The sequence below is a fragment of the Priestia aryabhattai genome (assembly GCF_023715685.1).
GTDB classification, from domain to species: Bacteria; Bacillota; Bacilli; order Bacillales; family Bacillaceae_H; genus Priestia; species Priestia aryabhattai_B.
In genome coordinates this window covers 352,149-365,769 of sequence record NZ_JAMBOQ010000002.1, presented here as the reverse complement: position 1 = coordinate 365,769, position 13,621 = coordinate 352,149, and the positions used below count along the sequence as shown (strand labels likewise).

Annotated in this window: 16 protein-coding genes and 2 pseudogenes; 6 read left to right on the top strand and 12 right to left on the bottom strand. The window is 39.0% G+C overall.

Annotated elements, in window-relative coordinates:
• The first annotated feature begins 41 nt into the window (after window positions 1–41).
• Window positions 42–161: a DUF4023 domain-containing protein gene (locus M3225_RS08660; protein ID WP_013057809.1), complete on the top strand. Its 120-nt coding sequence runs from the start codon at window positions 42–44 to the stop codon at window positions 159–161.
• Window positions 162–334: 173 nt separating this feature from the next.
• Window positions 335–1,375 (top strand): annotated as a pseudogene (locus M3225_RS08655) (alkene reductase); the annotation flags it as partial.
• A gap of 28 nt (window positions 1,376–1,403) precedes the next feature.
• Here M3225_RS08655 and M3225_RS08650 read toward each other — a convergent pair.
• The 4 genes and pseudogenes from M3225_RS08650 to M3225_RS08635 form a co-directional block, all read right to left on the bottom strand.
• The gene (locus tag M3225_RS08650; RefSeq protein ID WP_251392619.1) at window positions 1,404–2,126 is read right to left on the bottom strand and encodes a GDSL-type esterase/lipase family protein; all 723 of its coding nucleotides are present in this window, start codon (window positions 2,124–2,126) and stop codon (window positions 1,404–1,406) included.
• Between the two features lie 245 nt (window positions 2,127–2,371).
• Window positions 2,372–3,328 (bottom strand): annotated as a pseudogene (locus tag M3225_RS08645) (efflux RND transporter permease subunit); the annotation flags it as partial.
• Window positions 3,306–3,740 carry a DUF6188 family protein gene (locus M3225_RS08640; RefSeq protein WP_251392611.1) on the bottom strand — a complete coding sequence of 145 codons (435 nt, stop codon included), beginning with the start codon at window positions 3,738–3,740 and terminating at the stop codon, window positions 3,306–3,308. The pseudogene M3225_RS08645 and the gene M3225_RS08640, both read right to left, overlap by 23 nt.
• 33 nt (window positions 3,741–3,773) lie before the next feature.
• Window positions 3,774–4,349 (bottom strand): TetR/AcrR family transcriptional regulator, encoded by a 576-nt coding sequence (locus tag M3225_RS08635; RefSeq protein WP_251392609.1) that lies wholly within the window; start codon window positions 4,347–4,349, stop codon window positions 3,774–3,776.
• Between the two features lie 260 nt (window positions 4,350–4,609).
• Between M3225_RS08635 and M3225_RS08630 the strand changes: the two genes are divergently transcribed.
• Complete coding sequence (locus M3225_RS08630) at window positions 4,610–4,903, top strand: DUF3817 domain-containing protein (RefSeq protein ID WP_251392606.1); 294 nt, start codon at window positions 4,610–4,612, stop codon at window positions 4,901–4,903.
• 47 nt (window positions 4,904–4,950) lie between these two features.
• Here the strand turns inward: M3225_RS08630 and M3225_RS08625 are convergent, their stop codons facing one another.
• Together M3225_RS08625 and hutI are read right to left on the bottom strand one after the other, a co-directional pair.
• Window positions 4,951–5,325: a DUF7674 family protein gene (locus M3225_RS08625; RefSeq protein WP_251392604.1), complete on the bottom strand. Its 375-nt coding sequence runs from the start codon at window positions 5,323–5,325 to the stop codon at window positions 4,951–4,953.
• Between the two features lie 75 nt (window positions 5,326–5,400).
• Entirely contained in the window at window positions 5,401–6,678 is a 1,278-nt protein-coding gene (hutI, locus tag M3225_RS08620) for an imidazolonepropionase (protein ID WP_251392602.1), read from the bottom strand.
• 413 nt (window positions 6,679–7,091) lie between these two features.
• On the opposite strand from hutI, the gene M3225_RS08615 reads away from it, so the two are divergent.
• Complete coding sequence (locus tag M3225_RS08615; protein WP_013057818.1) at window positions 7,092–7,355, top strand: hypothetical protein; 264 nt, start codon at window positions 7,092–7,094, stop codon at window positions 7,353–7,355.
• Window positions 7,356–7,389: 34 nt separating this feature from the next.
• On the opposite strand, the gene M3225_RS08610 is transcribed toward M3225_RS08615, so the two are convergent.
• From M3225_RS08610 to M3225_RS08600, 3 genes are all read right to left on the bottom strand, one after another.
• Window positions 7,390–8,217 (bottom strand): LCP family glycopolymer transferase, encoded by an 828-nt coding sequence (locus tag M3225_RS08610; RefSeq protein WP_251392600.1) that lies wholly within the window; start codon window positions 8,215–8,217, stop codon window positions 7,390–7,392.
• Window positions 8,218–8,350: 133 nt separating this feature from the next.
• Window positions 8,351–8,893, bottom strand: a complete 543-nt coding sequence (locus M3225_RS08605) for a GNAT family N-acetyltransferase (protein ID WP_251392598.1) — start codon at window positions 8,891–8,893, stop codon at window positions 8,351–8,353.
• Window positions 8,894–8,994: 101 nt separating this feature from the next.
• Entirely contained in the window at window positions 8,995–9,408 is a 414-nt protein-coding gene (locus M3225_RS08600) for a hypothetical protein (protein WP_251392596.1), read from the bottom strand.
• Window positions 9,409–9,590: 182 nt separating this feature from the next.
• On the opposite strand from M3225_RS08600, the gene M3225_RS08595 reads away from it, so the two are divergent.
• A complete protein-coding gene (locus M3225_RS08595) occupies window positions 9,591–10,370 on the top strand; it encodes an undecaprenyl-diphosphate phosphatase (protein ID WP_251392595.1) in 780 nt (259 codons plus the stop codon).
• 1 nt (window position 10,371) lies between these two features.
• Window positions 10,372–10,710 carry a hypothetical protein gene (locus M3225_RS08590; RefSeq protein WP_251392594.1) on the top strand — a complete coding sequence of 113 codons (339 nt, stop codon included), beginning with the start codon at window positions 10,372–10,374 and terminating at the stop codon, window positions 10,708–10,710.
• Between the two features lie 29 nt (window positions 10,711–10,739).
• Here the strand turns inward: M3225_RS08590 and qoxD are convergent, their stop codons facing one another.
• The 3 genes from qoxD to qoxB are packed head-to-tail and all read right to left on the bottom strand — an operon-like array spanning window position 10,740 to window position 13,603.
• A complete protein-coding gene (gene qoxD / locus M3225_RS08585; RefSeq protein WP_013057824.1) occupies window positions 10,740–11,048 on the bottom strand; it encodes a cytochrome aa3 quinol oxidase subunit IV in 309 nt (102 codons plus the stop codon).
• 3 nt (window positions 11,049–11,051) lie between these two features.
• Window positions 11,052–11,660 (bottom strand): cytochrome aa3 quinol oxidase subunit III, encoded by a 609-nt coding sequence (gene qoxC, locus M3225_RS08580; RefSeq protein WP_013057825.1) that lies wholly within the window; start codon window positions 11,658–11,660, stop codon window positions 11,052–11,054.
• Entirely contained in the window at window positions 11,660–13,603 is a 1,944-nt protein-coding gene (gene qoxB, locus M3225_RS08575) for a cytochrome aa3 quinol oxidase subunit I (protein WP_251392591.1), read from the bottom strand. Before qoxB ends, qoxC begins: the two co-directional genes overlap by 1 nt.
• Between the last annotated feature and the right edge of the window lie 18 nt (window positions 13,604–13,621).

Genomic DNA, 13,621 nt, shown 5'->3' with positions numbered 1-13,621 from the left:
GGTTATAGTAACAGGGAAAGCTCATAAAGGAGGTTTGGATAATGGAAAACACAAATGAATTTGTTCAAAAGCTGAACGATAATCAAGAAAAGCAGCGTAAAAATAAGCAGGGTCAAGCTACTGGACATCCTGAGAAAAAACTTCCTAACAAACAGCATTAATGTTGTGAAAGTTGGCTGTAAAGACAGCCGGCTTTTTTTGTGGACATTTTTCGGAAGTCGAAATATTTGAAGATAAAACAAATCCCCTGTTACAATAAACTGAACCCGCTGCAAAAACGTTCGCAGCTACACTTTCCTCTTAAGGAGCTGAATATAAAATGAGTAAATTTGAAAAATTATTCCAAGCAACAAACATTGAAGCATTTAATTTACACACTCGTACAGCAATGGCACCGATGACAAGATGCTTTGCTGATCCAGAGACAGGCGTAGTCGGTCAGGACGTTGTAGACTACTACTGCCGCCGCGCAAAGGATGGTATTGGCTTAATTATTAGTGAAGGAATTGTTATCAGCGAACGCGCAAAAGGAAATCCTGGCGTTCCGGGTATCTATACACAGAAACAAATTGATTCATGGAAGCCTGTAACAGAAGCTGTTCATGAAGAAGGCGGCACGATTATCGCTCAAATTTGGCACGTTGGCCGCTTGAGTCATTCTGGGTTAATCAATGGGCATAAACCTCAGGCCCCTTCCGCTATTGCAGCACAGGGTCAAGTGCCTCGTTTCCGCAAGCCTTACGAAGAGCCTGAAGAGATGTCAAAAGAAGATATTAAAGAAGTTGTAGGACAGTACGCTCAAGCCGCTAAAAATGCCATTGAAGCAGGCTTTGACGGCGTTGAAATTCACGGTGCTCACGGATATTTAATCGATCAGTTTAATTCAGACTGGTCTAATAAACGCACTGATGAATACGGAGGCGACCTCGCACAGCGATTAACGTTTATGAAAGAAGTGATTTCCGCCGTTATTGACGACATTGGAAAAGAACGAGTTGTCATTCGCTTCTCTCCTCATAAGCTTGATAAACCAGACTACCGCTGGGGTGATACTGAAAAAGCCATTCAAACGTATACAGAAGCATTTAAAGAAACAGGAATCGAGATCATCCACCCGTCTATGCTCGATTTTTATGAAGATGTCCAAAACGGTCAAAATCTTTATGAAATTACGCGTAAGTATTGGAATGGACCGATTATCGGGGTAGGTGACTTAACGCCTGAATCAGCTGAAAAAGCGCTACAAGCTGGCTGGATTGACGTAGCTGCTATTGGCCGCCCGCTTATTTCAAATCCTGATTATTTACAGCGCATTAAAAACGGTGATTCTCTTGTAGAATACGATGCTAAAAAACATTTACCAGAGCTTATCTAAAAAAAAGCGCTCCCTCCGGAGCGCTTTTTTATTGATTTACGTATGCCTGAACTTCTTGTTTCCAAATAGCATAGCCTTGACCTTTTAAATGAAGACCATCAACTGTGAAATTACTTTTTAACTGATTATGTGTAGATACTTTAGAATATAAGTCAATGTAAGAATCATTATGTTTCTTAGCCAGACGCTCTAAATAGTTATTTAATGCGATCACATCTTTATTGTCCACTGCGTCGCCGCATTTTTTATTGTTCACGGGCAGTACACTTTGAATATAGACTTTTGTATTCGGTGATTCCTTATGAATACGTTCAAGAATTTCAGCGTAATTTGCTTTGGTTTTTTTTACAGATTTTTGCTCATTTAAATCGTTAATGCCAATCATTAAAAAAATCTTTTTTGGCTTAGCATCTGTGATACTTTTTAGACGATGCAATACCCCTTCTGTTGTATCATCGGCTACGCCTCGATTGACAATCTGCTTGTTATGAAAAAGTTCGCTCCATTCAGAGCGCTGGGTAATGCTATCACCGAGAAATACGATTGAGTCTTTAGGAATACTTAATTGCTTGAACAGAGTTGTCCGTTCAATGTAATAAGGATTATCTCTGTAGCTTTGCTTAGACGAATCCTTAGACGACAGCGGATTTTTCATCGCGCTGCTGCTTGTTGCATAAAAAGCAAAAACACCTATGAACATGACATTTAAAATAATGGAACTGATAAAAACAACTTTCTTTGTTGAACTCACGAAAACGACACTCCTGTACTTTGTATGTTTTTTAGATAACCCTACGATGATATAGTAAAGCTTCCTGTTAACACTCTTTCCCTCAATACAAGACATTTAATCATTTATTGTAAATAATGATTTTACATAAAAAAGAAGCGGCGCTCGAAAGCGCCGCTTCTTTTTCTATAATATAAGGGGTTAAAACGTACTTTTATTATAACATATAGTCTATGGTCATATTTTCCTCTATTAGAAAATAGTTCTTATGTCGTTTCTTTTTCCAGCTGTTTTTCTCTTTTTACTTGCTTTGCGAAGAAGAGTTCGTATACCACTGGAATAATAATTAAGGTAAGAAGGGTAGATGACGTAAGCCCTCCGATTACCGTGATAGCTAAGCCTTTTGAAATCAGCGTTCCGCTTGATGTAGTAAGCGCTAGCGGAATTAATGCAGCAATAGTAGCAAATGCCGTCACTAAAATTGGACGCAAGCGCGTTTTCCCAGCTTCAATAAGGGCTTCACGGATAGTCATGCCTTTTTGTTCACGATTTTGGGTAATTCGATCTACAAGCACAATCGCGTTTGTTGTAACAATTTCAATCAGCATTAAGAATCCAATCATTACGCTGACAGACAGCGGTTCTTTTGCAATTACAAGACCAACTAACGAACCGATTGGCACAAAAATGAGTGACGATAAAATGATAAATGGAATACGCGCTTTTCCAAACGTAACGAGCATCGTTAAATACACAAGACCGATTGCTGTTAAAATGGCTAGGCCTAGAGATTGGAAGACTTCCACTGTCTCGTCGCTTCCGCCTCCTCCGTCCAAGCTCACATCTTTTGGCAAGTCTAACTTTTTCACTCCATCTACAACATCTTTGGTCACAGCTTGAACATCATCGCCTTTGATGTCTGCTTCTACTCGCGCAAATACTTTGCCGTCAAGCTTTTGAATAGAAGTGAACGTATCGATTGTACGAACGTCAGCGATATCTTTTACTAACACAGGTCCTCGCTCTGTAAACACTTGAAGATCTTTAATTTCTTTTACCGAGGCAAGGTCTTTATCGTACGAAAGCTGAACCGCTCGTTTTGTATTATCTAATTTTAAGTCTCTAACGGATACCGGTTTGGTTTGATCAGAGATTGTACCAAGCAGCTGAAATCCAGATACCCCGTACTCTGCGGCTTTATCAGGATCTACTTCTACTACAAGCGGAAATTTGATGGTCGCACGCTCCTCCTGGAAGCGAGATAAAGGAAAAGCCGTCTTGACCATATAAATCCCAACCTTCAAAAAACGAGCTGTCGTGAAACATATCTAGCGCATACTCATTAGAAAACGCAATTCGAAGTATACCGATATCTTCATACCACTGTATAGAGATAATGCGCTGGCCAATCAGCAGCGTTTCGACTTGCTGACACTGCTCAGCAGAATGTGCTGATTTCCAGTCTGCTTGACCAAGCAAGATGCTGCGTTTGTTTTTTAGTCTCCATGGACATTCTGCCACAAGTCCGCCTTTACTAAATCCAAGAGAAAACGGCAGGGTATTGTCTGTGTTCACCTTGGTAACGGTTTGTTCTTGAAAATATGAAAAACTAATTACTGTGCTGCTGTTATTCATCAAGTCCCTCCATTATCAACCAGTACCGACGAGTCATTTTTGGGTCTCAAAATAGCAGCCTTCAATGTATAAGTTCACAATGAACTCCGCATAGTTCATGATGTCCTCTTCTGTTATATCATCATCGGAAACGATATCCATCCTATACCCATTTAACATGCTGCAAAACGCTTTTGAGTGTAAAAAAGCATCTTTTATTTTTTCCTCTTCAATCAATTTAGCAACAAGCCCGTGATAATGCTCAAAAAATTGATGAAGACGACCCATCATTTCTGGCATTTGGTGAGGAGCTTGCCAAAAAGAGTCTGGATATTTTTTAGTTTCGTAAAAAAAGAGCAAGTGATGCTTCGCAACTGAATACAGCTTTTCATGAAACGTTTGGCATTCATCCGTTCTTCGCTTTGCATGATACAAAAACTCATCAAACGAACGATTGTTCACAGCGATATAAAGCGACTCTTTGGACGAAAAGTACAAGTAAAGCGTTCCTTTAGATACACCCGCTAGTTTGGCAATATCAATCATTTTTGCTTCATAATAGCCTTTGGATCCGAACACTTCAAAAGCAGCATCTAAAATTTTCTCTCGCTGCTGTTTTCGCTTTGTCATGGTAAAAAATCCTCTCATACGTTTTTGGTACTATACATATAAAATAATTAAAATAACTTGTCAACAAGTAGTGTGCTCTTTTATCCATTACATCACAAGAGTATGGCAGTTTTTTAAACAAAATACTTCTATAGAGCAAATTAAAGCGTTTTCGACTTTTTTGTGACAGATACAAATGATGCTTGTATATGAAGAGCTCGCTATGGTACATTTTTGTCATTGATACAGAAATTTATTCCGTCGTTACGGGAGGAGAAAACATGGTTCTTACATCACCAATCGGTCGCCTGCGTTTAGTAGGAATTTTAGAAGGAGTTTCATTTTTACTGCTGCTTGGCATTGCTATGCCGCTAAAATATGCAGCGGGTATACCCGAAGCCGTATCAGTTGTGGGCGCAGCACATGGTGCACTTTTTGTGCTGTATGCTCTTGCAGTCGTTCATGTAAAATTCGCACATAAATGGTCAATCGGTCGCTCGTTGTTTGCATTTCTTATGTCAGTTATTCCATTTGGTCCTTTTATTTTAGAGCGCCAGCTAAAAAAAGAACAGTAAAAGAAAAGAACGTCACGGACATCATGTTTCCATGACGTTCTTTTCCCTTACTGTTCCGCACTGTTTTCGCTAAAGTGGTCAATCGTTTTCCACCACTTCAGTGAGTTAGGTTTTAATAACATTCCAATTTCTTCCGGACTAATTTGCTGATCTATAATCATTTCATGCATTGCTTGAAAGAGTCCCGTTGTAACAGCTTCTTTCACATCAGATTCACCTTCTATATACAGCTGTTCAATCGCTTCAAATACAGCCGGTTCACGTTCGAGCTGGCCGTTATATTCAAGAGAGATCAAATGACCCGCAACTCGGCTTAATTCATGCTGCAGCTCTTCTTTATCGTTGAGGTCGATTTCCTCGCTTGGCTCAAAAGATGGGCAAGCTTCTTTTAGTAATGGAATAACATTTTGTTTTGTAATCATATCTAAATTCCCTGCCTTTGCATGTGTGACAAACTCTCTATTCTTTACCCTTTTCTGTTTTTCTATAAACTTGTTTTACAAAACTTTTCCGTTTTCTACAACTACTTCTCCTTTTTTCACTACGCTGTCAATATGATTTAAGCCATACTGATATTGAAGCGTTCGATAACTAGAGACCTTAAAAATCGCTAAGTCAGCCTGTTTTCCGGCTTCAATACTCCCAATCTTATCTCCTTGATTAATAGCATAGGCTGCGTTAATGGTTGTGGCTAAAAGCACTTCTTCAGGACTCATGTTCATATTCATACATGCCAGGTTCATCACAAATTGCTGTGAAGTCGTTGGAGATGAACCAGGATTGCAGTCTGTAGAAAGAGTAACCGGGACTCCTAAATCGATCATTTTTCTAGCATTTGGCCACTTCATTCCAACAAATAAGGAATTTCCGGGTAAAAGTGTGGCTACTATCTGTTTTTCAGCCAGTTTCTTTAATCCTTCATCAGAAGCATACAAAAGATAATCTGCTGATATCGCTCCTACCTCTGCTGCAAGCTCTGCTCCTCTGCAGTATTCAAACGGGTCGGCATGTATTTTAGGAAGCATGCCATATCTTTTCCCGGCTTCGAGTATTTCTTGGCATTGTTTAAATGAAAAAGCATTTGGAAGACATACAGCATCATTAAATGCTGCGAGCTTGTAAGAAGAAATTTGAGGAATCATTTCGTGAATAAGTAAATTGACGTATTTCTGCGTATCTCTTTTATATGCGGAAGGTACGATGTGCGCCCCTAAAAAGGTACTTACTACATCAACTGCGTGCGTGTCATTCAACATTTTAGCGATTTGCAGCTGCTTTAGTTCTGTGTCTAGCTCTAAGCCATACCCGCTTTTCACTTCTACAGTTGTGACTCCGTGAGCTAGAAAAGACGTAAGACGCTCATAGCTCTGCTGATAAATCCGGTAAGCATACTCTTCTTGTGTTTGAATGACAGTGGAGTGAATACCTCCACCTTCTTCTAATAAATCCAAGTAAGAAGTTGGCCTTTCAAACCGCCTATAAAATTCTTCTTCACGCGAGCCAGCGTACACAGCGTGTGTATGGGGATCAATTAGACCCGGAGTTACAATTTTATGAGAAGCATCAATAATCGTCACGTCATTTCTTTCCCTTTCATATTTTTGTTCTAGCTCTTTTGTTGTACCTACGCTCACAATTTGATCGCCTTCTATCCAGATTGAGCCATTTTCAATCACCATCAAGTTCTTCATTTCTTTTCCAGCTAAAGGACCTTTATTTTCTTTAGCCGTTACAACTTGCGAAGCATTTTTAATCCATAGCGCTTTTTTTGACATAGTTGAATTTCCCCCTTTTCTAGCGTGTACCACGTTTTGGGGCCTCATGTTTACCGCAAACTCATTTAGACTCACCTACACATTTCGCACCTCTACCTTCTTTCTTGTAGGTAGAAATTTGAAAAAGCATGTCCACGGTCTGAAAAGCGTGTTTTTAAGTCTTTAAATCTAGATAACTTATATTTTTTTCAATTATATACGCTTTTAGACCCTTATTTTATCCGTTTTCTTACTTATTAACTCTTGTTTTATACAAATATATCCTTATATGCTAAATCTTTTATCACATGTATTTTATAAACATCACGGCGAGTCCACCTCAACAGGATAAATAATAGATTTCTAGGAAGAGAACGTTTATAATATTCTTTGAAGTTTTACTTTTAGAAAGATTCACTAATGGAGGAAGAAATATGATTGTCAACTATAAAAACCAAGCAACCGGTCATCGCATGAATAACGGCTGGAATCTTTTCTATGCGTCAAATTTAACGATGTGGCGCAAAGATGAAAAGTATTTGCTTTTAGATGAAAACCAAGATGTAGTGATGATCTTTGGCTTTAAAAAAGACGAAATCATTCTAGATAAATTACAAACGTGGGGCTATACATTTGGTGTCCATCCAGAGAAAAAACAAATTTCCTGCTTGCAGCGTCAAGAAGAAATTGGTGAATAAAAAGAGGGCTGAATTTCTTCAGCCCTCTTTTTTATTAATGGGTTTGTTGAAACATAGCACTCAGCTGTTTTTTTTCAGATTGTTTTACAACATAATACCATGTACCATCTACCATTTGTCCTTCTCCTTTTACGGTTACCGTTTCGAAATCAGGCCGTCCATTCTTAATGACGTTATACATCGTAAATGCATCGCTGACATCAATATTCGTTCGAATATGCTTCTTTACAAGCGTGAGGAGGCTTGGAATATTTTTCACCGTTGACATGCCCATTCCTTTATCTAATAGAGCTTCCACTACTTGGCGCTGGCGATTATTTCTTCCTAAATCTCCTTTTGGATCTTCGTGTCTCATCCGCACATAGGCAAGAGCTTTTTCACCGTTCAACGCATTTTCTCCTTCAGGAAAGATAAATGAATCAAATACAAAAGGAAACGGATTATTAACGTTCACTCCGCCAAGTTCATCTACTACATCTTTAAAACCCTCCATATTTACTTTCACATAATAATCGACGTCGATATCTAAGAAGTTCTCAACCGTGCGCACGGTTAAAGGAATGCCTCCGTATCGATAAGCATGATTAATTTTCTCAGCCGTTCCTTTTCCATCAATGTGCACGCGCGTATCTCTAGGGATCGGCATAACTTTTGCTTTGTTATGGCTCGTATCTAAGTTGACCACCATTAATACATCTGAGCGACCTGTATCGCCTGGCCTTTCATCTACGCCCATAACCAGTACATTAAACGAGTGAGACTGCTCTGTAGCAGATGTTTGATGTTGATAGACAATTCCAAATACGGCGGTTCCTAAAAGCAAAATACATGCCGCTAAGATGTCTACTTTGTATTTTTTCATTCATACGGTCTCCTTTACACATCACTTACTCTCTATATGCCTTAATGAATGAAAATTTATACCTTCTTGGGGAATTTTAAGCACACGTCAAAAAAGCCCGCTTGTTCAAAAGCTGGCTTTTCACTAGTAGATTTTAGCCTGATTTTTGATGCACATCACGCTGTGCCCATTCACTTTCTAACATACTCATTTCAATTAAGCTCCAGTACTGTCCATCTACAAGCCGGACATCTCGAAGAAGACCTTCTCGTGTAAAGCCAATTCGTTCATAGGACTGAATCGCCCGCTCGTTAAAGTCAAATACGCCGAGCGAAATTCGGTGAAGACCCAGTTCTTCAAAACCGAAAGCTAGCACTTTTTCAAACATGTGCGAGCAAAGCCCTTTCCCTCTATACTTTTCACTAAGCAGCACTCGGCCGATTCTTCCTGTTTTATGATAATAATCAATATGAGCCAGAGAAATATGCCCAATAAGCTGTTCATTTTCATCTATGACGGAAAAAGCATAGGTAGAAGCACCATCTTCATTTGCATATCGAATGTAGTGTTTTAACTGCCTAGGAGTAAGCGGAAAAGAAAAGCTAGAGCCGCTCCATTGTACCATAAATGACTCAGAGGGAATCCAATCCATTAGCTGTTTAAAGTCTTTTTTGGAGAACGGTCGTAAAGCTATCACATAATTCTCCCCCTTATTATTTCTGACTTTTCTAAATATATTACATTTATCATAATAAACTGTCAACTGTCTATGTAAAAAAAAGCCATCATTTCGATGACTTATAGCTGTAATGCTTTTCTGAGAAGAGTTAAATCATGAGTAAATTCAAAAAAATAGGTTCTATTTTCATTATCGAATACCATCATGATTGGCTTTTGATTCGGCTCAAGAACAAAAATAACTTCACTTGCTAACGTGTTGACCGAACTATTTTCAATTTTTACGGCTGGATCAAGAGGTATTTTAACAAGATATCCTTTTTTAGGAAGCGGACTTACCTTTTTATATAAACCAGTAATGGACGCAATACTTTTTTCAGCTTCTTTTTGAACACTTGGAGGTTTGAGCGTTGAACGAATGACTTTGCCCGTTTCAATTTGAAATACCTCTACTTTTGGCTGTTCGGCACTTACTGCTTGCGGAAAAATAAAAGCAGCGAATACGACGCATACAGCAACCCATTTTCGTATCATTTTTAGCACCTCTTTCCATTGTGGATGAGATGGAGATAAGAATTGGTCATCTCTTCTTATACTATGACCTATTTTTATATATTTATTTCACTAAATGACTGCCTATACTTCCATGTTTTTGTCATGTTCTCAGAACTTCCTCTATACACTACTAATAAGGACACGCTGTATGAGGTGATAAGATGTCGTGGTTTGAAGCGTTTATTTTGGGAATCATTCAGGGACTTACAGAATTTTTACCGATAAGCAGTACGGGTCATTTGTATTTAGGGCGTCACTTGTTTGGTTTAGACGATGCAGGATTGTATTTAGATACGATGCTGCATATAGGCACTCTGCTTGCTGTTTTTGTATTTTATAAGCGTGAGCTATGGCATATTATTCGCCATCCGTTTAGCAAGCTTACAGGGCTTTTAGTAATAGGGACGATCCCTGCAGTTGTTATTGGTCTTTTGTTCAAAGACTATTTTGACAGCATTTCTAAATCTGGATTAACGATCGGCTGGGAATTTCTTGCGACGGGACTACTTTTATGGTTTGGTGATTCCGTAAAGAATGGCTATAAAAAAATGGATCATATTTCATACGGAGATGCCTTTTTTATCGGCTCGTTTCAAGCAGCCGCTATATTTCCTGCTGTATCTAGATCGGGCTTAACGATGGTAGCTGCGCTAATGCGAAAATTAGACCGTGAAACAGCCGCTTATTTTTCATTTTTATTGTCGACTCCCGCCATTTGCGGAGCGGTTTTGCTTCAGTTAAAAGATGTAGTCACAGGTGAAGTCGAGCAGCTTTCCGTTTTCTTTTTATTTGTCGCTACCCTTTCATCTGCTTTATTTGGTTATGTAGCGGTAAAATGGATGATCAATTATTTAAAACATCATTCATTAAAAACGTTTGCGATTTACGTCTGGATATTAGGTGCAGTCGTGCTGGTTTTTCAGTTTACGGGGGTGTTTTAAGATGAAGGTTAAAGTCCGGACGCTTTTTTTAGTATTGTTTTTTGCCGGTATTTTAGTCGTGACCAGCTATGTTGATAACAATTCCCAGCAGTCGTTTGACAGCTTATCTCACCTTTCACTTGATGGAGGAGCTGTTGAAACCTCTGCTGATGAAGACGAAGCGGAACAACTAAATATGTCGGTCAAAGAAGTTCATGTTAAAACGGAAAAAAGAGGCGGATACCGAATTGAAGTGTACGAACAAGTGAATATCTACAGCGATGATAAAGGAAAAGTAGTAAAAAAAGTTCCAACGGGAGAATATCAAACGTTGAAATATAAACTGAATGAAAAAAAATAAACCACTTACCGAAGTAAGTGGTTTTATTTTTAATGGTTAAAGTGAGCTGCAAGAATCCACAGTGTACCAACAACGATACAAAGTGCAATAAAGAAACTGTAAAGAATATTTGCAACCTGTACTTTACCATTTTCACTTTCAGTCATGTGCATGAACATTACTAGCTGCATTGCTGCTTGTAATAACGCTAGGATCATGATAAGAGTCATCGTAATGCTTCTTGATAGATCAGCTAGCACTACTAAACCAAGCGCTGCAAATGTTAAGGCTAGTGAAAGGATAAGCCCAAATACATGACTAAGCGGAAATCCAGCTTTTTGGCCTTGTTTATTTTCCATGTCTTATCCCACCAATCCGTTCAAGTATACAAGCGTGAAGATGAAGATCCATACAACATCAAGGAAATGCCAGTATAAACCGATAATAAATACTTTACGAGCAGTAACGGGTGTTAATCCTCGTCTTACTAACTGAATGATAATACTGATTGCCCAGAATACACCGACTGTTACGTGAAGACCGTGCGTTCCAAGTAGTGTAAAGAACCCTGATAAGAAGGCACTTGTTTGCATTGTTGCACCTTCGTGAACTGCATACATGTAAAACTCACGAATTTCGTAGAAAAGGAATCCTCCACCAAGGACAAGCGTAATAACAAACCAAACTAAAAGTCCTTTTAAATCATTATTACGCATTTTAAAGATGGCAATTCCCATCGTGAAACTACTGAATAATAATAACAGTGTTTCGATCATAAAATCTTTAACAACGAACAGTTCTTCTGCAGTAGGGCCACCCGCTGTACGCGTATGGTACGTTAAGTACGTTACGAATAGCGTAGAGAACAACGCGATCTCGGCACCTAAGAAAATCCAGAATCCAAGGATATTCAGGCGACTTTGTTCTTCTTGGTATTCTAACGGCAATGATTTATCTAAATGTCCTGCCATTATTTGTCACCCCCTGTAATTCCTTCAACCTTCTTAATTTCATCTACTTTTACATAGAAGCCCGGATCATAATCAAATGAACGAGCAAGCATACAAGCAAAAATACCTGCTAATCCAACGATTGCCATTGGAATCCATTCAAATACTAAGCCAAATCCACCGATAAACCAGAAAATACCTGAGATAAATGGCACGCCAGAGTTGCTTGGTAAGTGAATTGGTTTTAAGTCTTCTGCTTTAATGTCTGTTTCATTACGTTTTTTCATGTGCCAGAATGCATCCATTTCTTTCACATGAGGAATTACTGCAAAGTTGTAAGCTTGAACTGGTGATTTAGTCCACCACTCAAGTGTACGACCATCCCAAGGATCGTTTGCAGTGTCGCGTTTGTTTTTCCATGCACTGTATAATAAGTTAACTACTAATACGAAGAAGCCAAGACCCATTAAGAATGCACCGATTGTTGAAACTAAGTTTAATCCATTCCAGCCAAGGTTGTCTGCATAAGTTTGCATACGACGAGTCATACCGTCTAAACCTAGGAAGAATTGTGGGAAGAAACATACGTTAAATCCAACAACAAAAATCCAGAATGAAATTTTTCCTAATTTTTCGTTCAACGTGTGACCGAAAATCTTTGGATACCAGAAGTATAAACCTGCGAAACAGCCAAACACTGTACCAGAGATTAATACATAGTGGAAGTGAGCGATTAGGAAGTAACTGTTATGATATTGATAATCGGCTGATGCCATCGCAAGCATAACCCCTGTTACCCCACCGATTACGAAGTTTGGAATAAACGCTAATGACCAAAGCATCGCAGTCGTAAATTTGATACGGCCTTTATACATTGTAAAGAGCCAGTTAAAAATTTTAACTCCGGTTGGTACGGCGATTAACATCGTTGTGATTGAGAAGAACGAGTTAACTGACGGTGAGTTACCCATTGTAAAGAAGTGATGCACCCATACAAGGTAACTTAAGAATGCGATACCGACCATTGATACTACCATTGCTTTATAACCGAATAAGTTCTTACGAGAATGTGTACTGATAACTTCTGAGAAGACACCGAATACCGGTAAAATAACGATATATACTTCAGGGTGACCCCAAATCCAGAATAAGTTAGCCCACATCATTGGAAGACCGCCGTTAGCCATTGTAAAGAAGGCTGTTCCAAATACACGGTCAAGTGTCATAAGTGCAAGCGCTACTGTTAATACAGGGAACGCGAAAATGATAATAATTGATGTGATGAAGATTGACCAAGTAAACATTGGCATTTTCATCATTGTCATGCCAGGAGCACGCATTTTTAAAATTGTTACAAAGAAGTTGATACCAGTCATTAATGTACCAGCACCAGCAATCTGTAGTGAAACGGCATAGAAGTTATTCCCGATGCCCTCACTGAATTCTTTACCTGCAAGCGGGAAGTAACTTGTCCAACCTGCATCAGGAGCTCCTCCGATTACGAAAGAAAGGTTAAATAGCATTGCTCCCATAAAGAATGTCCAGAAACTAATTGCGTTTAAGAACGGATATGCTACGTCACGCGCACCAATTTGTAATGGAACGATTACGTTCATTAGTCCGATAATAAATGGCATTGCCATGAATAAGATCATGATAACACCGTGAGCCGTGAAGACTCCGTTGTAGTGATGTTCATCTAAAATGTTCATACCCGGGAATGCAAGCTGCATACGCATCATGATTCCATCAATTCCGCCGCGGAAAAGCATTAATACAGCTGAAAGGATGTACATGACACCGAGTCTTTTATGGTCAACTGTTGTTAACCATTCTGTCCATAACCATTTCCATTTCTTGAAATATGTTAAGACAAAAACGATACCGATGACCGTCATAGCGATTGCTGCATCAGCAGCGTAAATCATAGGTTCGCCAGTGACGAAAAATTCATCTAGCTTCATTATGTCTTCCCCCAATCA